Raw genomic sequence first — 22,218 nt, 5'->3', positions numbered from 1 at the left:
ATCGATAGCAAACAGACCTTTCGCAATATCTGCATCAGAGAGTTTATAACTAACGTTATCCCCATCTGGATCTATCGCGAGGCCAGTGATATTTACGACCGTACCCACCCCTGCATTTTCTGAAATTGTATTATCCGCAGCGTTACTATCTGTAACCGGACCTACATCGTTATCGGTATCGCCACCGCCCGGTGCCGAACCATCTGCATCCGTTACTGTAATATCAAAACTTTCTTGGCTTGTTGAGCCATCAGTCGATGTCGCAATGATGGTAATGGAATGAGAATCTGCAACTTCATGATCAAGATTACCAATCAATGTCACCACACCTGTAGTAGCATCGATAGCAAATAACCCAGCATCAATGTCAGCTTGTGATAATGCATAAGTCACATCATCGCCATCTGGATCCACGGCAAGACCCGTAATATTTACTTTATTTCCTATGACTGTATTTTCTGAAACTAGGTTTTCCCTTGCATCATCATCCACAACATTACTAATAACATCATTATTAGTGCCGTTGGAATCTTGATTATCAATACTGGTGTTTTCTCTATAGGCTTTATATTGTTCTAATAATGTTAAACTTTTGGTTTTAGATAAACCAATAGCCTCTAAAGAAGAGGTATCAAAATCTGTTTCGGCAATGATACTTTTGCCTGTTCTTTCAATCTCAACAGACGTAGTTAAACTTGACCCCGAGTCTTCACCTGCAGCAGGCGCTTCGGTAATCAAGGAAGGATCCTCCCCATCAATAATGGCGTTTAGAATATCTTCAATATTCCTCTTATCTTCAGGTATATCATTAGGATCCAATGATATATTCTCATTACCATTATTAAGTAAAATTTCTCCGGGTAATACTTTATCGCCTGCACTGATTAATTTTAAATTGCCATTTTTATCAATGACAATAAGTTGTTCTTTGCTTGCTGATATATTTAAGGCCATGAAGAGATTCCTAAATCCATTTATTCACACTAACTATCACAACCCAAAGTAATAGCTATTTATAGAATAAATTTATCACAAATTTAACATACCATCCACAAACCAACCTTAAGTAAAACCAAATAAGTAACGTATGTTGTCGGTCTTTTTTCATGATTTCTTAATTTTACGCTCCAGGTCACAAATGTGATGTTTATTCCAAAATAAACGTAACATTATTTAACAAAGGTAAATTATTTTTCTCTTTTTTTGGAAAAACACGCTAAAAATTTCAGTTATGAGCCTAATAAAATTTGATTTTTTATTCTGTTTTTATCGAAACCTTCAACTTTATTTTATTTTATTTGTGCAAAAATGTTACTAATTATATTTCAACAAGTTATTTTTTGCTTTTCAAGCCAACATAACGTAGCATTTCTAACAAATAGTACACATAACAAGTACAGAGTAATGACATTATGTTGTTATTAACTCATTGATAAAATTGTCAATATCTTCTTCATTTATGGTTTAAAGATAGGATTATTAGGAGAAACACTTTGAAATGGATAAAACTCGCAACATGCAGCAGTTTGCTTGTTTTGAGCGTATCTTCACAAGCTCAAACTTTAGAGCAAGCAATATCTCAAACCTTAACGACGAATCCTGAGGTAAAGAAAGCTTATAACTCTTATATGAGCTTTGTTGAGGATAGTAATAGTGTTGATGGTAATTATTTACCTTCTATAGATCTTGATGCTGGTATTGGATATGAACAAATCAACCCAGCAAGCGGAAACGACACAAGCTTAACACGAAAAGATGCAACGCTATCTCTAACCCAATTAATTTGGGATGGTTCAAATACCATCAATGATATGGATCGAACTGAAGCTGAAGCTGAATCTGCAAGATTACAACTACTATCTTTAGCTGAAAACAAAGCTCTTGATGTGTCACAAGTTTATTTAGATGCGGTTAAAGCAACTGAAATTCTCGCATTATCTGAAAGCAATCTAGCTATTCATAAGAAAATTTATAAAGATATAAAAAAACGAGCGGCTTCAGGAATAGGCTCGACAGCTGATGTATCTCAAGTTGAGGCTCGTATCGCTAGAGCTCATGGTAATTTACTTGCCGCTCAAAATAACCTTTTTGATACTCATACTGTATTTACACAAATTGTAGGGTCTCCTCCTCAAGCTCTTATATATCCAAGAGCAGATGCGAATACCTTACCTTTAAGTTTACAAGAAGGTATTGATAGAGCATTTAAACATCATCCTGTTATTTTAACTGCTCAATCAGATATTCAAGCAGCTAAATTTCAATATGCTCAATCAAAAAGTAATAACTATCCAACATTTTCTTTAGAAGCTTCTCAAACATGGCGTGACGACGCAGGAGGCATTGAAGGCAATAGTGACGAGTTTTCTGCAATGGTTCGCATGCGTTATAACCTATACAATGGCGGCACGGATAGCTCTCTATCTGAAAAAAGCGCATATCAATTAAATATGGCGAAAGATTTACGAGATAGTGCTTATAGAAACGTAGAACAAGGCCTACGCTTATCTTGGAGTGCGCTAGATTTAACATTACAACAAAAAGAATTTTTAGCAGATCACGTAGATGCAGCCACAGATACAGTTATTGCTTACGAAAAACAATATCGTATAGGTAAACGTACACTTCTTGATTTACTCAATACTGAAAATGAACTTTTTGAAGCAAGAAAGTCATACCTTGATGCTCATTACGCTGAACAATTTGCAAAATACAGGGTATTACACGCAACAGGGACATTACTACCATCATTGTTAGTTGATACTCCAAAAGAGTGGGATAACGAAAACAAAAAAGAAGAGGAGAAATAATTATGAAGCAATCAATTTACCCTCTAATTATTGCTAGCCTTTTCTTAACGGGCTGTGTTTCAGGTGATAAAGATTACATTGAAACTCCTACATCGGATCAAATCGCAGATTTAAGAGATGATGACAATGACGGTGTAATTAATGCAAGAGACATTTGTCCAGGAACCCCGAGAGGCGCTCAAATTGACAATGATGGCTGTGCAGAATATGTCGAACATTCAGATAAAAAAGATCTGAAGATCTTGTTTGCTAATGACTCATCAGAAATATCCCCAATATTCAAAACTGAAATACGAACCATGGCGGAATTTTTAGAAGAGTACCAAGAAACATCGATTCAACTACAAGGATTTGCAAGCCAGCAAGGCAATGCTGAATATAATATTCGATTATCAGAATTACGAGCGGCTGCTGTACGTGTCGCTTTAATAGAATATGGTGTTGATCCTCAACGTATTGAAACCATAGGTTTTGGTGACACATTACTAACAGCTAAAGGTGACTCAGCCGTTAGCCATGCCTTAAACCGCCGTGTAGTAGCGACAGTAGTTGGATTTAAGGGGGATGTTGTCAATGAATGGAATATTTTTACATCCCGTAAAAAGAGATAGCATTATCTAATCAGAAAAAAAGAAGCCCCTCAGTGAAATTCATTGAGGGGCTTTTTTTACAATAGCTAAATTAGCTAACCGCTCTTACTTTGCCAGTCTTTAATTCATTTAACACCTGAACTTTTGGTCCATCCGCAATGATATGGCCCTTTTCCATTACAATAATTCGATCGACTACATCTAACATTGATGTTTTATGAGTAATTAATACTAACGTTTCAGCAGGCTTTAAGTGTGAAAGCTGATTCTTAAATAACATCTCTGTACGATTATCCATACAACTTGTTGGCTCATCTAACAACAATACAGGCGGTCGACCAATTAACGCTCGTGCAATAGCAACTGACTGACGTTGTCCTCCAGATAATAACAAACCACCTTCACCAACTTGACGTTCTAATCCAGCTGGATCTTGCTGTGTAAAAGCAGTAACACCCGCACGATTAGCTGCATCCATCACTTCTGCATCATCTGATAGCTCACGTCCAAGAACAATGTTCTCGCGAATAGACCCGTAAAATAGTGTTATATCTTGAGGTACACAGCCTATATTACGTCTAACATCAACATGATGTAATTGTGATATGTCGGTATCATCAATACGAACAGAACCAGCTGTAGGCTTATACAGGCCCATAATAAGGCGTTCTAATGTGGTTTTTCCTGACCCAATACGCCCAATAATTGCGACTTTCTCACCTGGATTAATCGTTAAGCTAATATCACGTACCGCAGCCACTTCAGCTTCAGGGTAATTAAAGCTGACTTTATCCAATTCAATTTTTCCTTGTAAGATAGGACGATGAATATATCGCTTATCCTCTTCCTGCTCGTCAGGCATTGCCATTAACTCTTCAATAATAGTCATTGATGATTTAGCTTGATTATAACGACTTGATAGCAAGGAGATTTGAACCAAAGGACCGATAGCTTTACCACTTAACATTGTTGATGCGATTAATCCCCCCATGGTTAGATCACCATTAGAAATAAGATAAACACCAACAATAATCATCCCTATATTTACGGCCTGTTGAACAAAACCAGCCATATTTTGAATCGAATCAGTAATTCTTCGACTTTTAATACTCCAATTAGATATATGAGTTACCGCTTCTTCCCAGCGATACTGGTACTGGCTTTGTGCATTAAATATCTTTAACGTTTCCAAACCCACTAAACTTTCAATTAAATTCGCATACTTTTGTGACGATAAGCGAGAACCTTCCTCAATTGTTTTCTTTAATGGTCCTTGAATTATCGCGGCATGAATCAACAGCAAGGTAATACCTACGACAGGTACTAATACAATAGGCCCCGCAATAAGATAAATAATAAACAAGAATAATAGAGCAAAAGGCAAATCAATCAGTGATGCTATCGTTGCAGAAGTAAAGAAATCACGAATAGACTCAAACTCTTGTAAATGTCTAGCAAATGCCCCAACAGAAGCCGGTTTTGCTTCCATTCGAATTCCCAACACTTTTTGAAATAACTTTGAAGAAATCAATACATCTGATTTCTTACCAGCAACATCAATAAAATAACCTCTTAAGTATTTCAAAATAAAATCAAATACAAAGACTACAAAAATACCAGAAGCCAATACCCATAAAGACTCGAATGCTAAATTAGGTACAACTTTATCGTACACTAGACGGGTAAACATAGGTGTAGCGATTGCAAATATATTAATCAAAATAGAAGCAATAAATACATCTCGATAAATATGCTTCGACTCAAACAAAGTACTCCAAAACCAATGACCTTCACGTTTTTTTAAAATCTCAGGTGAGCGATCATCATATCTGAATTGTTTTTTTAATAAGATATACCTACCAATATATTGAGCCTCTAAGTCTTCAACAGAAATAGATATAGGTAGCATATCCGAGCTTAATGTAATAATTTCGGCTTCTTTTCGCTCAGCATCAAAACCGATTAAAACACATGACTCTCCACCCTTTAGCAATAAAACAACAGGTAAAATAAGTTGAGGAATAGAAAGTAACTCACCTTGGTTTTCTTTTGCTACTAAACCAGCTCTTTCTGCGGCACGAGAAAACAAGAATGGCGTTAACTTACCATCTTGTAATGGTAATCCATTAATCAATGCTTCTGGTGAGTTTATTTGCCCGTAGTAACGACTTACATAACAAAGTGAATGTAATAATGAATCCTTCATATTAAATGCCTTCCACTTTTTCATTAATAAAGAAGCCTTGGAATACATCAACATTATGTTCTGCTAGTAAATCCAATTGTTCTTTGTTTTCAACGCGTGATGCGATTGTTGTAATACCAAGATTTTGTGCTGTTCTTGATATAGAAGCTAAAATATAGCGCTGTTTTTCATCATCTAACTGATGGGTAAATAGATAATCAAGTTTTACATAATTAGGGCGGAATAATTTAATGTACTCTAAAGATTCAAAATTACGTCCAAAATTATCAACTCCAAATTCGGCACCAGAAGAACGGATCACATTACACAACAATGCCGTATGATCTTCACTTTCAATAAATGCACTCTCTTGAATTTCAAAATGGAATAATGACGCAATAGATTTATGTTTCTTCAGTGTTGCTGTTAGCCAACGAACGAAACTTGGATTATCCACACTTCGATTTGATAAGTTAATCGCAACAGGTTGCGTTATTTCCCCTGATAAAACTCTTTCTATCATGGTTCTAATTACAAACTGATCAAAATAAGTGGTTTCATTCAGTTGTTCTAATGCAAACAAATACTGATTAGCCGAATAACGTTGATCATCTTTTTCTATCGCAGAAAAAACTTCTTGATGGAAAACGATTCCAGTAGGAGTTGTGGCAAGCTGCAACGTAAATTGAAATAAGTGTTCATTAATTGCTTCATCAACAAACGCTTTCCATTGTTGCTTACCCATCAATTCATGCTCGCTTTCATCAGCAATAAAACCAAAAGGTAATTGAGGGTTTGAATGAGCCAACGTTAATGCGTTATCGGCAAGCGACAATATTTCAGTCGTCGTTTTCCTTGTCTCATTAAATACAACGCCAAGTTCAGCATCAATAGGCGCTGTTGCTGTTGGATCACCTTTAATATCCTGGGTATAAACAACAATATTTTCAGCGGCTAGTTTTAACTCATCTTCTTCAATATTAGGAAAAATAAAGCCAAACTCAGAAGAGTTAATACGAGTCAAAATTACATTAGATGCAGGAAGGGTTGCTTTTAATAAATCAGACAATTCACGAACTAAAGCATCACCAGTCTCATAACCATCTTGCTCATATACTTTATTGATAAAGTTTACTTTAAATAAAGCAACACCACCTTTAGAAGATTCTGCTAACCAATTTGTTAACTGCCCCATAAAGAAGGTTCTATTACCTAGACCAGAGATAGGATCTAAATACACTTTATCACGCAATTTTTCAGCCTCTTTAGCTTGTGATTGAAAACTTTGCGCTATCTGTGCTGACATCGAATTAATCCCATCAATTACAGCTTCAAGATCTTTTGTCTTTGGTTTTGGTAAATTGTTTTCAAAATTATTATTAGCAACTTCTTTCATCTTAATAATAATTTGTTGTAGAGGAGACAGTGCTCGCTTAACAACAAAGGCAATAGTTACTGTACCAAGGCAAATAACAACAAAGAAAGTTATCGCTAACTGTATCAAAGCATTCCAGAGTTGTTGATAAGCGTAACCAGGATGCGTAACAATCTCGACTTCAGCTAACTGCAACCAACCACTTGTTATAATACGATTCTCAGAAATAGTTCTAAAGAGGTGTAATTGAGTAAACCATTCTGGAACGGTATCTATTTTAACAGGGTAAACACGAACAACTTCCTCATTCGTTGTGAACAATGTTAGACGTACCGCAGAGTAATAACTTCCATCAAATAAAGCATTAATAACGGATTCAGCGGCGACTTTATCTTCATTTTCCAAATAAGGCGCTAATGCTAAACCAACCGTATTAATGGTATTATTCACTTCTGAGCGTTGTTGATTCTCTAAGAAGTTTTGTGTATTTCGAAATTCAATGGCAAAAACAGAAATCATCAATATTAAAAAGACAGCTGTCATCCATGCTACTAGTTGTTTATATAATGTCATTTCTCACTACTCATCATAATTCAAAATTGGGTGATTTAATCTCAAGCCATCGTTCCGTTTTCGTAAATCATTCCATAGACTTAAACGAGACGACTTTCCAGCTTGCTGGCCATTACCTTTTCCTTTCATCAGCCATAGGTGTTGACCGTTAAAACTGTATATGGGTAAAAGATCTGTTCGTTCTGTTGCTGGTTTTATTTCTTTATCTATATTATCTAAAATCAAAGGGACAGATGCTGGGGTTGGATAATAGGCCAGTACCATATGAAACTGATTTAACTCTATTGCCTTAAGGTAAATGAGTCTTAATTTTTTATCTGATACACCTAACTCAATCAGAGAAAAATATTTAGCAATGGTAAAGTCTTCACAATCACCAGCGTTTGCTCCAAGAAACTCTAAAGGCGTTGCCCAATAATCTTTTTTCCCCCACAGTTTTATATCATCAACAAAATAAAGTTGATTAAAAAACTGGTTCACATTATTTAGTTGCTCTCTCTCATTCTTCAAATCTGCTTCAGCTAACATATCCCGCCAAGCTAACACTCTTTTTCCGGCTCTTTCACCATATTCATCTTGTACTGCTTTGATCCAAATATTTTCTTGTTGTGTGAAAGCAATAGAAGCGATAGAGAATATGGCGAATGGTATTCCTAACCATCGACTTCTCATTGTGAGATGTGCTCCTTTTACTTTTATTCTCTTAGTGCTGAGCCTTTTGCCTGAACAATAGGTTTCACTAAGTAATCTAAAATAGAACGTTTTCCTGTAATAATATCAACCGTGGTTGTCATACCAGGAATAATATTAAATTGCGTTTTTTCTTCTAAATCTTCTTGTGAAGTCCTAACTCTTACTAGATAAAAACTGTTCCCTTCTTCATCTTGAATAGTATCGGCACTGATATGCTCTAACGTACCTTTCAAGCCACCATAACGAGTAAAATCATAAGCACTAAATTTAACAATGGCAGAAAGCCCTGGGCGTAGAAAGGCGATATCTTGTGGTGCAATCTTAGCTTCAATTAATAACGTATCCTCTGTGGGTACAATTTCAATTAAGTCCATACCAGGTTGAATAACACCGCCAACCGTATTTATGTATATTTTTTTTATGGTTCCAGTAACTGGCGATAACACGACTGTACGATTTACTCTATCTTTCAATCCGACTTGTGATTCGGTTAAGGCTGATAATTTATCTTGAGTGGTATTTAATTTTTCTTGCTGTTCAGAACGAAACTTGAGAGCTGCGTCGATTCTGTTTAAAACAGTTTCTTGAATTGTAGAGGTTAAGACAGGAATTTTTAATTCAGTGGATGTAAGCTCTCGCTTTGTATCGTTAACTTGTCGTTGTAATTTTAATAGCTCGATACGAGGAACAACACCTTCATCAGCTAGAGGTTTTGTGATATCTAATTCTTTTCTTGCAAGGTTATAGCTTGCCTTTAAATTTCGAACTCGCGCTTTTATTTCTACAAGATCTTGTTGCTTTTGACTTACCTGTTGATCAAAAACAAAAATTCTATTTTTAAGGTTATTCATATCAGCTTTATATTCTGCAAGCTGACGACGAGTAACAATAGGATTTTCTTTCGCAAACGCTTCATCGAATTTTAGTTTATCAGTATAAACGATAACAGATTCTTTCCAGCGCTTACGATTATTTATATCCTGTATAAGAATACTATCCATCGAAGCAGCCAATTGTTGAGCGCTTGCAGTTAAATTGATCAGTTGTTTTTTACGCTCTCTAAAATCGGAGCGAAAGCGAGTATCATCAATTAAAAGAAGTTGCTGTCCTTTTTCAACTTGATCACCTTCTTTAACCAACATCTCTTTGACTAAACCGCCTTCCAAGTTTTGTACAACTTGCAATTGCGAAGAGGGAATTACTTTTCCTTGACCTACAGTAACTTTATCTATTTCAGCCCAAGAAGCCCAACCAATAGCAATGCAAAAGAAAACGACAATTACCCATAAAAGAATTTTTGCATTAGTTGGTGTGTTTAAAAGTAGAGCCGCCGTTTTGTCATCAACAAAATCCAGCTCATGTTTATCAAGCTTGTTGAATCCTTTCTTACTCATTTATATATCCCTAATTGTTGTTATTCAGATAACAATCCTATTACATTAAGAATATAGTATTTATACGTTAGGAACTACAACAAATCATTGAATATTAGAAGGCTGAATCAAATTTAGGATAACTCTTTAGGTGGGATTTACAGTGTAAATTAGATAAATAGAAGCTTCTTAATTTACACTGTAAATTGATGACTATAATATTTGACTAAGATTTACAGTGTAAATTGCATCAATAAGGCTCTTATTGCTGAGCGCATTTCAATTTCAGCCTCTTTTCTTCCTGAAACTTTTGAAAGAGAAATAGCTGTTTTCCAATCTTGTAATTGAATAATTTTAGACACGACTAAGACTTGGTGCGTTACATTTAGAGTTAACAGAAATGATATAGACGACAATACAAAATGTCTGAGTTCATACTGAATCATCTCAACACCTAACCCACCGTTAGAATACATTTCAATTCTTTTAATCATTACATCTGCTAACGGCTGTCTCGTATCAATCCCTTTTAATAAACTTAATACTTCAGAAACATCAAGTTCATTAAAAACACTTAGCAATTGTTCAGGTAAAGCCATAGAAAAATAATCTTTACCAAGAGATAACCAATCGACCGCATTTTTAGATAAAGGTAGTACAGCAAGTAATGAGTGACTTCCGCTCGCCTTGTCTTTAGATATACCTAATCGAATAAAGCTAAAATCTAAGCTCAACCAAAATTCATTCAACCCAGGAGTAGAACCAAAGCTTGTACTTAAGTAATCAATACCCAAATCACAATAGAACGATTTAATAGACTTAATTAATTCTGAACCAAGATGCATACGTTGATGATGTTGTTCAACCGCAATTCTCATAATACGAATACAAGATTGTTGAGCGGGTTCGTTAATGCATAATGTTTGTGTTAACGAGACAGGAACTAAATGTCCTTTAGGTCTTCTCTTTCCAAGTTGAATGTCAGTTATAAGCTGGTTATCTAACTGACCTTCCAAAGAAACTAATGCGCATGTAAGTACACTTCTAGACGATTTATCTATACCGGCCCAACAAAAGAGACTTGGATCGGATAATAGAGACAGCCAATCATTAGGTGATGTTTGATAGTGAGCAGACACTAATAAAGAAAAAATGGATTGTGCTAAATCCGGTTTAGCTAATAAATCACTTACGTTCAAACGAACAAACTCGACATCCTCCCGATTAATCTCCTGTAGTTTATTACTTGACGCTTTATGATTTAATAAAAAAACAGAAGACAACCAATTTTCTAATGGATCGAATTCAGACCAACGAATGGGTTGTAACATTTCCACAGAATGAAAGTTTGGGCGTAGCAGAGCAAGTTGTTTTTTAAACTTAATTTCAAACCCTCTTCCAGTACCTTCGTAACCATTAATTGTCGTAGAAAAAACCAGACGAGAATAGCGCTCAGTTAATGCCAATAACATCGGTGCAGGAATAGCTGCCGCTTCATCGACACACAGTAAATCTAATGAATAAGAATCTCGTATTAATTCATCAGGTGCAAAATACGTAACCGTTGAACCATTTATAGTTAAGACGTTTTTTTCTTGTTTAAATGGCATTCCTAATTTTTTTGCTACACTTGCAGCATGACCGAAAACTTCGTTGATATTCACTCGTAGTGGTGCCGTAATACCAATAATCAATTTTTTATCACGAACAAGTTCAGCGATAGCGATACCTATTGCTGAAGATTTCCCCCGTCCACGATCAGCGGTGATAATTAATGGCCTCTTAGCATGACCAGTAAGCACTTTTTGTATACTTAACACTGCATTCTTTTGATCTATAGAACGATATCGTTCATCTAGCTTATCAGCTTGAGTAAGAGCAAAAACTAACTTTTTTTCCGGTGGGACTTGCGGTAGTAGTGGCGGTACAGAAGCATTTTCTGAAATAACGAGCATCTGCTTTTTAAAATGCGTCAACCAAAGTTCAATATTACCATGCAGAGATGAGTCTTCAGTGCGAACAAAAAAAACCAATCCCCCACCAACAAGTGTTCCACAAACTGCATTTATTGCATTTGCATTAAACTCATGAGAAATATCAATCACCAAACAATGTGTTTCTTGTCCTAACTTTTTCAATGCTGCTTTCATTTCTAAGCTAGGCAATTCTCCAATAGAAAGGTTACCGTAAATCTCAATATCAGAATCTAGATATCCAGAATGAGTAATATACTCTTTAATGATTTCCTCACTCCAACCGGTAGAACCTTCTAAAAGAATTGGATATCGAATAAAACCGCTCGCTGCATAGGCAGAAACTGTTTTCAAAAAAGATAAAACTTGAGGCATGGGAAGATCCATTATACGAGAAATAAAAACCATTGAATTGTAGCATGAGATACAAAGTTTCTTTTAATTAAGAAAAGAAAGTATGACGAGAGTTTATTTGAAAAGGTATAATAACAAACTCATTTATGGCTTCATCATTTAGGAAATTACCATGCATTTAAGTCAATTAACGCCATCGGTTTACCAAAAGCTTTATCAAGATATCGAACAATTCAGAAGTACCTTTGACTTAGCAGTTGATTCACCTGAATCACTAGATGAAAAAAATGATCTACTACATACATCTCTAGCTATTGAGGAGTTAACTGAACTTGCTGAAGCGGATAGTAAAATTGAACAAGCGGATGCTATTGTTGATACGGTTTATGTATTAATGGGAAGAGCAGTTCACCTTGGAACAAAGAATTTAGAAGATAATCTAAGTATTTCGTACCTAGTAGATTTACTCCTAAACGTTGCTAACAATCTGAATATTGAATTTATTTCATGCTGGGATGAAGTTCATTCAAGCAACATGAGTAAAGTATGTAAAACAGAAGATGAGTACCAAGCAACAAAGGCATTCTATGCAGAGCAAGGCATTGAACTGATGTCGACAGAAAAAGGCGGTTTTATTATCGCGAAATGTGCAAAAAATGTAGAACTAGAAAATAAAGTAATTAAACAGGGTAAAGTTCTTAAATCAGTAAATTACCGACCAGCAGATTTAGCACCATTGGTTTAGCTCGTTTCTATATAAAAAAAGAGCCTGATTGGACATTAAATCAGGCTCTTTTTTATTATTTAATAAATACTAATTACGATACTTTTTGACTGATGTATTCAAGAATATCTTCCATCAAAGCATCATCAACTTTTTTCAAACTTAACGTTAAGCCAGAGCCTTTACGTTTATAAGAAGCACGTCCTTTTACTAATTCAGTAGTTAAAGACTTTGCTGGTTCTTTTTTCGGTAATAAATCTTCAATCCATACTTCAATCAGCTCTGTTACTTCTTTAGTCATTCGACTAACACCAAGAGCCGTAGAACGCGTCCAGGCAGCTCCTTGTTCACCAGCACATTGCTTTAATAAGGTTTTCTGCTCTTCTTCTGAGAGAGCGTTGTAGAGCTTATGAAGCTTAACAACAGTAGGACGACCAATTTCACTTACGCTTGGATAAGCTTGTAACAGTTCCAATGGTAAAGTCGCCGCTTTTAGAGCTCCACTGACTAAAGCTTCACTGCATTGGCATACTTTTGCTAATTCTTTTTGATCGGCAACATCACCACGAGAAAGCATTGCCTGCATTTCTTTGCCACGTTCATATAATGAAAGTGGTTTATGAGCATTGGCAACATCTGATAAGAATTTGGCATGTTTTGTATTAATACCTTCGGCAACATAGATTAAGAAATCTTGCTCAGCCAAAATACATGACATACGACGACGGCTACCATCAAGAACTTCAATCTTGCCGCCTTCAACTACACGACCAACAGCTGGATATTGCTGACCACGATCACGTAATGTAGATAAGATATCTGATAGTGCATGCTCAGTTAAAAAAGACTGCTCACGAGCATTTTCAGCAAATACTACCGTTGATGAACTCACATCTTTAGCTGGAATTTTGCGTAACTCAAACGTCACTAAATCTTCACCAGCAACCGCTAATTCAATAACTTGAGCTTGTGATTTAGCTGCTTTTTGTGCTTCAACAGGCGTTGTTGCACGACGCTTATTAGTTTTACCAAACAGTTTTGCGTTTAAGTCAGAAGTTTTAATCGCCATGAATTAGTACTCCCCTTTATTTAATGAATTCCAGTGACTGTGTAATACGCGTTCAAACTCTAGTGCGCTTTTCTTAACAGCATCTTGAGCGACAGCAAGTGTCTTCTTACCGCCTTCAAAATCAGCAGCGGTTAAGTCAAATACGGTACTATATGTATCTGCACAAATTTCAAATGCTCGGCTTCTTGGGATAGTCGCCATCATAACTTGATCAGCCAATAAATAATTCATTTCCGTTAACACAGAAACTTGTTTTTTATTGTCATCTTCAAACATAGTTGGCATTAAACGAACAAACTCTAAACCGTGCCAGTCTTCAGGGAACATTTCATAAACTGTTGGTAAATGTTGAAAAAAGTTAACCGTTGAAGCCCAGTCTAAACGTTTTGCTGCACATGGAATTAATAATGAATTCGATGCATACATTGCATTCCAAACTAATGGATCAACGTGTGGACCAGTATCAATCATAATGACATCAAATTGGTCAGCAATTGGATCAATCACTTTTTCTTTCAATAATTTAACGATATCTAGAGAGCCGTTTGTTGATAGATCTTGCCATGCTTCAGCATTAAACATCGCATCTTCAGGGAAAGCTGAAATCGTTTTTAAATTTGGATATTGCGTGTTTAAAAGCACATTTTTAGCCATGAATTCGCCATCAATAACCTCACCTTCAGGTACGTTATCTAGCATAATATCAACGGCAGAGTAGATAGTATCTTGCTCTGATACACTGATTTGAGGGTTTAAAAACAAACGAAGTGAACCTTGTGGATCTAAATCGATTAGACAGATACGGTATCTTTTTTCAAGATTTAACGCTAAGCATGCAGCCAAATGTACAGCTGTCATTGATTTGCCAGTACCACCTTTTTGGTTCTGAACATTAACTACCCAAGGCTTATTATTAGCATTTTTCTTCTGCTCATGGAATGTTGGAACGCCTGCCGCATCCATTAACATATGAGCTTCAGTTAAAGAAATTGAATAATGATTTGCATTATTTTTTGTGAATTGATGACCTTCAGATTCTAAACGAGTAATCGCTTCATCTAACTTACGTCTTGTTAAACCAGAACGAGTTTCCATCATTGCTTTCGACATTGGAGGGAAGTGTTCATTGTTTCTTTCTTCAAGTACTAACTCAATACGATCAGATTGAACTTGCTGAGTTTGTTCTGCCAATGCAGCTAAATTGGCAATGGTTTGTTCTCTATTCATTATATTCGCCATCAGTATTAACTATGAAAACAATTGTACAGCATAAAAGTAATAATTCAACAAATAGCTGAACATGAATTTAATTATGTGATATTCATTAAAAAAGAAATTTTAAATATCAAAGCTGACATTTACAGCTAGAAAATGCTAAAAAGAATCAAGATAATTACGAGGAAATAATCTTACATTCAAAGTGTTACAGTGTCACAATAATTAATTTACAGTGTAAATTTTCACGGAAGCGTGAAAGATATTGACTAAATTACGGTTAATGTATTTTCAATTAATTTTATGAAAAAATTTTGAAAAATTTAAATCTAATATAAGAGATATATTTGAGTCTATTCACCATCCTATCGGAATAAAATAGAAGCATGATCAAGGCTAATATTCCAATGATAAACAGGTGTAAATCGATAAAATGTAAGTTAGTAGCTAAGAAGCATGATCAAGAAATAACCGCCTCCGGAAGCATGAATATTTCACTTCAAATTACAGAAGATGTATATCTGACAAGGCTTCAGAGAAGATCAATGAAAATATCAAATAATTCAGTAAGGTTGATCTAAGATAAATGATACTTGATCATTCTTCTGAAATACGATTAAAACGTATGAGACATAAGATCATCTTAATTTTATAGCTATAAATGAATTAAAAACGTATTTTCAAGCTAGATGGTTCTTTAAAATGCAACCAATCAACAAAATGCGCCTCATCACAAGGTATAAAAAAGAAATTCTGTGGATAACTTGTGTTTAGACCATGATCATTCTTCAAAGAATCTCATGATCATCGATTCAATTAGACGATGATCATGCTTTTGAGATTTAATGATCATTGATCCAGAACCCTAATGATCATGCTTTCTAGATATTCTTGATCATGCTTTCATGAGGATTTTTTTTTAGTTCTTTATATTCAATAAGTTAAAAGCGAAAAGTTCACCAGATCATAGATCAATATAATCATATAGATCAGAATTAATCATAAAGATCAGTTTAAAAGAATAATAATTTTTTTCTTTCTTTAAAGATCCATTTCCATTAACCTATACGAAAGAATGATTAAAATACAATTAATGTCAGTTGAAAATGAATCATATAAAACCTACAGATAAAGAAAAGATCTATATTCCTCTTCCAAGAGATCACAAAGGTGGACACTTATTTGAAATCCCAACAAATTTGGTTGATTGGATTTCACAGTATCAGCACTTTAAAGGTGTCACCAAAAGTATTTTAGAATTAATGAATCTTATTTCTTTAAAAGGATTTTCATCTCCGGATGGATTAGTTTCTACAACTGAGATTATTGAAACTACTGATGGTCATTTGACTCGTGCAGCAATACAGCAACGACTTCGAACGGCTGTAAACATTGGATTATTTGAACAATTTCCAGTTCGTTTTGAACACGGCCTAGCTGGAAAAACCATGCTTCATAAATTTATTAATCCTTCTCAGCTAATTTCTGCGCTTGGAATAACTAGCCTTAAATCAGAACAAAGCCACGAACAAGAAAAGCAAAAGCGTTCAAAAGCACTAGCACAAACACAAGTAAACCGACAATTTTTAACAGAACACGGTTTAAGTGTGCCTCCTAGTATGCGTGATGAAGCGGATCAATTCGTAGTATCTCCCACTAATTGGGCAGGGATCATAGATCAAGCTTTAGCTCCACCACGAACAAGAAAAAATTATCAGAAAGCGATGGTTGCTATTTCGGGAACAAAAGCAATTATTGAAACAAGATCTTCAAAAAATATTATGACAGTTGATGATCTTATGACGCTTTTTGCTTTGTTCACTTTAACTGTTCAGTACCATGATCATCATCAAGACGATTATCATATTCAAACAAAAACAATGGGGAACAAAACCCCCATTTATATTACTGATATTCTTACACTTCGTGGTAAAAAAGACTCAGGTCCTGCACGAGATTCTATCCGAGAAAGTATTGATCGTATTGAATTTACCGACTTTCAATTACATGAATTAACAGGTCGTTGGTTAAGTGAAAATATGCCAAAAGGCTTTAAGAGTGATCGTTTTCGCTTTTTAGCTAGAACGATCACCGCATCTGATGAGGCACCAAAAGAAGGCAAAGATGGCGAGATCAAGATCAAACCTAATTTGTATATTTTAGTTTGGGAACCATCATTTTATGATGAATTATTAACCAAAGATTACTTCTTTTTGTTTCCACCTGAAATTTTAAAGCAACATACATTAGTATTTCAGCTCTATAGCTTCTTCAGAAGCCGTTTAGCACGTCGAATGACTGATAACCTACTCCTAAGTGAAATTAACCAAAAACTCGCTCGTAACGTCGATTGGAGACGTTTTTCATTAGATCTTATTAGAGAACTAAAGAAATTAGCGAAAGATAAAGTTACTGAAGAACTGTTTATTGTTAATTTATGGGGCTATCACCTAACTATTTCGATGCTAGATAGCTCTGAAAAGTTACCTGATTATCAAATTGATATTCGATGTGATCCTGAAGAAGTTATTCGATACTCTCGTGCAAGAACGACAAATGCAGGAAAGCGTAATATGGCACCAACAATGCCAAACCCTTTACGTAACGAGATCATGCCAAAACAAGACCTTGATCAGCTTTCCACGATCATTGATGGTGAATTTGAACCTATTAAACGTAATGATCCAAGCAAAAGTGGCCGTTTAGGTCGTAGAGTTAAATTACGTAAACATTCAGCTGAAATTAATGCTGATGAGTTAACTATTACATTAACCAAATACACGTCAGAGCAAGCGTTAGAGCGTAGTATTACTGCTTTATCAGCTATGACAGGGCATAGTTCATCATCTATTTCTGATGAGTGTAAAGAGCTGTTAGAAAAACTCGATTATTTGAAAGTTGCAGGTGAGATCTTACCTTACGAAACATTGAGTAAAACGATTGAATTTTACAATAGCCAAGATCATGGCAAGCATCTATCTATTGAAAACTTGATCTCTGGTTTAGCTGTGCGTAGAAAGATCTGTAAATTAGTTTATTCTCAGAACTATGATCAAGATGTTCTTCATGCATTAGATGAAATGGCAGGGTAGTCAATATATTGACATAGCTATGGCTGTTTATTGACAATGTGATGACATAAAGAAAAGGGTGGAGGCTATTATTACTAACGAATAGACAACCTTTGTCCTTTACCAATCGAAAGATTGGCTCATATTGTTACACATCTTACTTTTATTGTTTAAATAATTGTATTGGCGAGCCTCAGAGCTCGCCGTTTTTTTATCTGCAATAAATCATTTTTACATTGACCGTATCCTATGACTCCATGATCATTCTTCCATTGAAAAATAAGGTGTTAGAGCGTTTGATACTCGTAATTATGAACAATTTTTATTACTCTATACGCCTATTTATTTTCTATTATTGAGATTATTTCCCATGATTGAACGTCAAGATACGAAACAACGCATGAGTCGCATCGTAAAACACAATGGAACGATTTATTTATGTGGTCAAGTATGTGCTGATGCAACAAAAGGCATCACAGAACAGACACAAACTATGTTAGATAAGGTGGATCTTCTGTTAGAGCAAGCTGGAAGTTCTCGTGAACATATGTTGTCAGCCACGATCTATATTAAAGATATGAAAGATTTTGCTGAAATGAATGCGGTATGGGATGCATGGGTTCCTGAAGGTTACGCTCCAGCACGTGCATGTGTTGAGGCAAGTATGGCTCGTGATGCCTTATTGGTTGAGATCTCCATTATTGCAGCTGAAAAGTAATATAAATTAAGTGATTACCGATTTTTATTGGTGATCACTGCTTTTTTAATCAAACATACTTGATCATCTTTCCGTAATTTTTCCGCTTTCTTTGATCTCTATCTCGTTATACCTTGATCATGTTTCAGGGAAAAGTATAAGATCCGCATCGATTTATCATGATCATGCTTCTGTTCTTATTCATTATTTTCTCATGTTTTATAACTATGTATTTCATATATAAGAAATTTAATCTCCCTGACATTCCTCTAACAGAATTCCTTTTTTATTCCGTACACTGCCCGCGTCTTAATTAGTTTGGTTTTTTCATGTCTGTTTTCAAATATTCACCGCTCTTTTTCTCTTTGTTTTTAACTGCTTGTGGTTCAGATTCTAATGGCTCATCTGATACTTCAAATTATTGTGATACAAGTATGGGGAGTAGGGTGAGTGAAAATGGAAGTATGAAAACAACATTTCCTAAAATCAGCTGCCAAGTTTTAGTGAATCCGGATATGGGGTTTACTGATTTTCACTCTATTTCAATTAAAGATAACCAATGGAAGCCTGTCCCTTCATATCCTGAAACCAGTACGGTTTATTATCGATGGGATTGGTCTGTTTTGCAGCCTACGGATTCTGATTCATTCGATTTCTCTGAAATAGAAGAAGTGGTAACTAAAGCGAAAAAAGCCAATAAAAAATTAGCTCTACGCATTGTAGCAATGGAAAATACGGGCTATGGAGCAGCAGAAAGTAAATTACCAAAATGGTTAATGGACACAATTTCAGGAACAGATGCTCCAAGTGGCGTGTTTGTTCCTGATTATACTAGCTCTGAGTTTTTAAGTGCAGTCAATAAGCTGATAACTAAGTTAGGAGAAGAATTTGATGATCCTGATTTAATTACCAGCATTGATATCGGTATGGTTGGCTCTTGGGGAGAGTGGAATTTAGAAGATGCTTATCCTGGTGATGGTACATTAGGGTTATACGCTAATGGTGAGGAAGGACTATTTTCTAATTTTTCTCGTTTTTCTGAATACGCTAATATGTTCGAATCTGCTTTTACCCAAGTACCCAGAGTAATGTTAATTGGTTCTTCAAATGAAAATGAAACCTTTTTGGCCCAAGCAACAAGCAGTACAAGCCCTGCAGGGTGGCGTGCTGATTGTTTGGGTGATAAATACGGTTATTTTTCTAATAGTTGGAGTCATATGGATGAAGGTTACCCTGAGGCATTAGTAAACGCTGAACAACATGGTTCGCCGAATATTAAAAGCATCTGGAAACAAGCCCCAGTTCAGTTTGAAACTTGTGATGATATGACGGTATGGAAAACGCATCACTCATACACAATTAATGATGTCACCGAAGTGTTTAATTACGCACTTGATCACCACGCATCATTGATTAACGCAAAATCAAAGCCGATTCCTGATGAATTTCAACCTGCGGTTCAAGAGGTACTTAAAAAACTCGGCTATCGTTTTGAATTAATATCTCTAACGCATTCTAAAGAGGTTTTAGCATCAAGTTTGATGTCTATTACTTCTGAATGGAAAAACAGTGGTGTAGCACCTTCTTACTATCCATATCGACTTGCTTATCGCTTTGTTGATGCTTCTGGAAATGTAGAAGCAAAACAAGAGACCTCAAGAAATGTTCTTGATTGGTTACCTGCTGAAACAAGAACGGGTGCCGCACCTATGATTAATCTTCAAGATGACATTAAGGCTCCTGCATCAACAGGTCTATATGATTTACAAATCGCTTTAGTTAATGATCTTGGGGATGCAAAAATTAAGCTTGCGATAGACATGCCCCAAGAAAATAATTGGTATACGATCTCTGGTGTTACGATTAAATAATATCTTTAAGGTAGTCTAAGCAATAAGAAATCGTAAAGATGTATGGTCTCTGAGCGAGTTGGTGCTTGCTCATTGATTTGGATGAATTGATGTTTAATCGTGTAGATCCGAAAACCGACAATAGAGATAAGTATAAACGCAATGACGTAGATAATAGTATGATTTGATATGTTCATGCTGCCCCACCTTATTGAAAAATCAATGATAACGACTGCTTAAATTAACCATATATTAATTGTGGCTTTAATTCTGATAACTGGATTAAAAAAACAACACAAAGTTGAATTTTTATCCAAAAAAACAGCCACTATCATCGAGTGGCTGTTTTATTATATTTACGACAAACGTTAAGATTAACGAGTTAGATATGCTGCAACGAAACGAGTAATATCAACCATATCTGATACTTTAATGAATTCTTCTGTTGTATGTACTTTTGACATACCAGTAGAAAGGTTAACCGTTGTTAAGCCTTTTTCATTAAATACGTTTGCATCAGAACCACCACCAGTTGGTTTAGTAAATGGCTCGATGTTGATGCTTTCAAATGCTTCTTTAATGCTTGCTACATGTGGGTTTTCATCTGCAATTTTGTAAGCGTTATATGCTCGAGTTGAGATGATTTCAATTTCAGCACCGTGCTTGTCTGCAGCTGCTTTAAATGTTGATTCCATATGTTCAACTTGCTTTGCTAATTTTTCATCGTCTAGAGAACGAGCTTCACCTTCAATGTATAACTCTGGCATTACAATGTTTGTTGCCTGACCACCACGAACAACACCGATGTTTGCTGTTGTCTCTTCATCAATGCGAGATAGGGTCATGTTAGTAATTGCATCAGCAGCAACTGTTAGGGCATTGATGCCTTCTTCTGGTGCTAAACCTGCATGTGCTGGACGACCTGTAATGGTTACTTTAAGGTTTTGTTGACCTGGTGCTGAGGTAATGATGGTACCGATAGGGCCGCCTGAATCTAGCACGATTGCGTGGTTAGATTGAATGTAGCTCATATCGAAGTTTTTAGAACCGTGTAAACCGCCTTCTTCATAAACGGTAAAAGCTAGCTCTAGTGTTTTGTGTTCTTGGTTGTTTTCTTTAATAACTCGAACCGCTTCCATTACCGCAGCGATACCTGATTTGTCATCGCCACCAAGAATAGTGTTACCTTTAGAGCGGATAACTCCATCTTCAATAATTGGTTCAATGCCGTTACCTGGCGTTACTGTATCCATGTGAGAGCTAAATACAATGCTGCCCTCTAATGTACCGTCTAATCGAGCATAGATATTGAAACCATTTGATACGTGTTCTGGTACTGGTAATTTTGATACGGTAAAGCCAAGCTCGCCTAATTGTTCTGCTAACGCTTCTGCAATGGCTTTTTCATTTTTTGATTCACTATCAATCTGGATAATATCTAGAAAGTGATTTACTAAACGTTCTTGATTCACTTGAGTCATGATTTTTCTTCTTTCTTAAAGGAAACTTAAAATCACTCTAACCAAAGAAAGCGCCCAGAAAGATGAACTGAATCAATAAAAGCGCCGACAGCTTTACCATATTTATGCGCTATATCTTAATAATCAAAAGGCATAACAAATAATCAATGTTTTATAACATTTTGCAACTTTCTCGATTCATATCA

At 35.6% G+C, this 22,218-nt stretch carries 16 protein-coding genes; 6 read left to right on the top strand and 10 right to left on the bottom strand.

Annotation, left to right across the window (positions count from 1 at the left end; all coding sequences use genetic code 11):
* On the bottom strand, positions 1 to 954 hold a 954-nt coding region (locus GNP81_RS03460), incomplete at its 3' end, for a cadherin repeat domain-containing protein (protein WP_236800747.1).
* 539 nt (positions 955 to 1,493) lie between these two features.
* On the opposite strand from GNP81_RS03460, the gene GNP81_RS03455 reads away from it, so the two are divergent.
* Positions 1,494 to 2,810, top strand: coding sequence for a TolC family outer membrane protein (locus tag GNP81_RS03455; protein WP_155670165.1), 1,317 nt, complete (start codon positions 1,494 to 1,496; stop codon positions 2,808 to 2,810).
* Positions 2,811 to 2,812: 2 nt separating this feature from the next.
* On the top strand, positions 2,813 to 3,421 hold the full coding sequence (locus GNP81_RS03450; RefSeq protein ID WP_155670166.1) for an OmpA family protein: 609 nt from the start codon (positions 2,813 to 2,815) through the stop codon (positions 3,419 to 3,421).
* 70 nt (positions 3,422 to 3,491) lie between these two features.
* On the opposite strand, the gene GNP81_RS03445 is transcribed toward GNP81_RS03450, so the two are convergent.
* The 5 genes from GNP81_RS03445 to GNP81_RS03425 form a co-directional block, all read right to left on the bottom strand.
* Complete coding sequence (locus GNP81_RS03445; RefSeq protein ID WP_196587391.1) at positions 3,492 to 5,606, bottom strand: type I secretion system permease/ATPase; 2,115 nt, start codon at positions 5,604 to 5,606, stop codon at positions 3,492 to 3,494.
* 1 nt (position 5,607) lies between these two features.
* Complete coding sequence (locus tag GNP81_RS03440; protein WP_155674203.1) at positions 5,608 to 7,533, bottom strand: bifunctional diguanylate cyclase/phosphodiesterase; 1,926 nt, start codon at positions 7,531 to 7,533, stop codon at positions 5,608 to 5,610.
* Between the two features lie 6 nt (positions 7,534 to 7,539).
* Positions 7,540 to 8,205, bottom strand: a complete 666-nt coding sequence (locus tag GNP81_RS03435) for a transglutaminase-like cysteine peptidase (RefSeq protein ID WP_155670172.1) — start codon at positions 8,203 to 8,205, stop codon at positions 7,540 to 7,542.
* 23 nt (positions 8,206 to 8,228) lie between these two features.
* Positions 8,229 to 9,620, bottom strand: coding sequence for an HlyD family type I secretion periplasmic adaptor subunit (locus GNP81_RS03430; RefSeq protein ID WP_155670174.1), 1,392 nt, complete (start codon positions 9,618 to 9,620; stop codon positions 8,229 to 8,231).
* Between the two features lie 212 nt (positions 9,621 to 9,832).
* A complete protein-coding gene (locus GNP81_RS03425) occupies positions 9,833 to 11,947 on the bottom strand; it encodes a tRNA(Met) cytidine acetyltransferase TmcA domain-containing protein (protein ID WP_236798252.1) in 2,115 nt (704 codons plus the stop codon).
* A gap of 151 nt (positions 11,948 to 12,098) precedes the next feature.
* On the opposite strand from GNP81_RS03425, the gene GNP81_RS03420 reads away from it, so the two are divergent.
* Positions 12,099 to 12,671 carry a nucleoside triphosphate pyrophosphohydrolase family protein gene (locus GNP81_RS03420; protein WP_155674202.1) on the top strand — a complete coding sequence of 191 codons (573 nt, stop codon included), beginning with the start codon at positions 12,099 to 12,101 and terminating at the stop codon, positions 12,669 to 12,671.
* A 73-nt stretch (positions 12,672 to 12,744) separates the two neighbouring features.
* Here GNP81_RS03420 and GNP81_RS03415 read toward each other — a convergent pair whose 3' ends face one another.
* Both GNP81_RS03415 and GNP81_RS03410 read right to left on the bottom strand, forming a co-directional pair.
* Positions 12,745 to 13,719 carry a ParB/RepB/Spo0J family partition protein gene (locus GNP81_RS03415; protein WP_005423904.1) on the bottom strand — a complete coding sequence of 325 codons (975 nt, stop codon included), beginning with the start codon at positions 13,717 to 13,719 and terminating at the stop codon, positions 12,745 to 12,747.
* Between the two features lie 3 nt (positions 13,720 to 13,722).
* Positions 13,723 to 14,946 (bottom strand): ParA family protein, encoded by a 1,224-nt coding sequence (locus GNP81_RS03410; RefSeq protein WP_005423906.1) that lies wholly within the window; start codon positions 14,944 to 14,946, stop codon positions 13,723 to 13,725.
* Positions 14,947 to 16,040: 1,094 nt separating this feature from the next.
* On the opposite strand from GNP81_RS03410, the gene GNP81_RS03405 reads away from it, so the two are divergent.
* The 3 genes from GNP81_RS03405 to GNP81_RS03395 all read left to right on the top strand — a co-directional run bounded on the left by GNP81_RS03405 (position 16,041) and on the right by GNP81_RS03395 (position 20,573).
* Complete coding sequence (locus GNP81_RS03405) at positions 16,041 to 18,026, top strand: replication initiator protein RctB domain-containing protein (protein ID WP_155670177.1); 1,986 nt, start codon at positions 16,041 to 16,043, stop codon at positions 18,024 to 18,026.
* A 349-nt stretch (positions 18,027 to 18,375) separates the two neighbouring features.
* Positions 18,376 to 18,723, top strand: a complete 348-nt coding sequence (locus GNP81_RS03400; protein WP_155674201.1) for a RidA family protein — start codon at positions 18,376 to 18,378, stop codon at positions 18,721 to 18,723.
* A gap of 308 nt (positions 18,724 to 19,031) precedes the next feature.
* Entirely contained in the window at positions 19,032 to 20,573 is a 1,542-nt protein-coding gene (locus GNP81_RS03395) for a DUF4832 domain-containing protein (protein WP_155674200.1), read from the top strand.
* 5 nt (positions 20,574 to 20,578) lie between these two features.
* On the opposite strand, the gene GNP81_RS03390 is transcribed toward GNP81_RS03395, so the two are convergent.
* Both GNP81_RS03390 and GNP81_RS03385 read right to left on the bottom strand, forming a co-directional pair.
* Positions 20,579 to 20,749 (bottom strand): hypothetical protein, encoded by a 171-nt coding sequence (locus GNP81_RS03390; protein ID WP_155674199.1) that lies wholly within the window; start codon positions 20,747 to 20,749, stop codon positions 20,579 to 20,581.
* 177 nt (positions 20,750 to 20,926) lie between these two features.
* A complete protein-coding gene (locus tag GNP81_RS03385) occupies positions 20,927 to 22,033 on the bottom strand; it encodes a M20/M25/M40 family metallo-hydrolase (protein WP_155670185.1) in 1,107 nt (368 codons plus the stop codon).
* Between the last annotated feature and the right edge of the window lie 185 nt (positions 22,034 to 22,218).

Source organism: Aliivibrio fischeri, assembly GCF_009727955.1.
Classification (GTDB): Bacteria; Pseudomonadota; Gammaproteobacteria; order Enterobacterales; family Vibrionaceae; genus Aliivibrio; species Aliivibrio fischeri_A.
The sequence above is the reverse complement of the archived record's forward strand: the minus strand, read 5'-3'. Positions and strand labels throughout refer to the sequence as shown.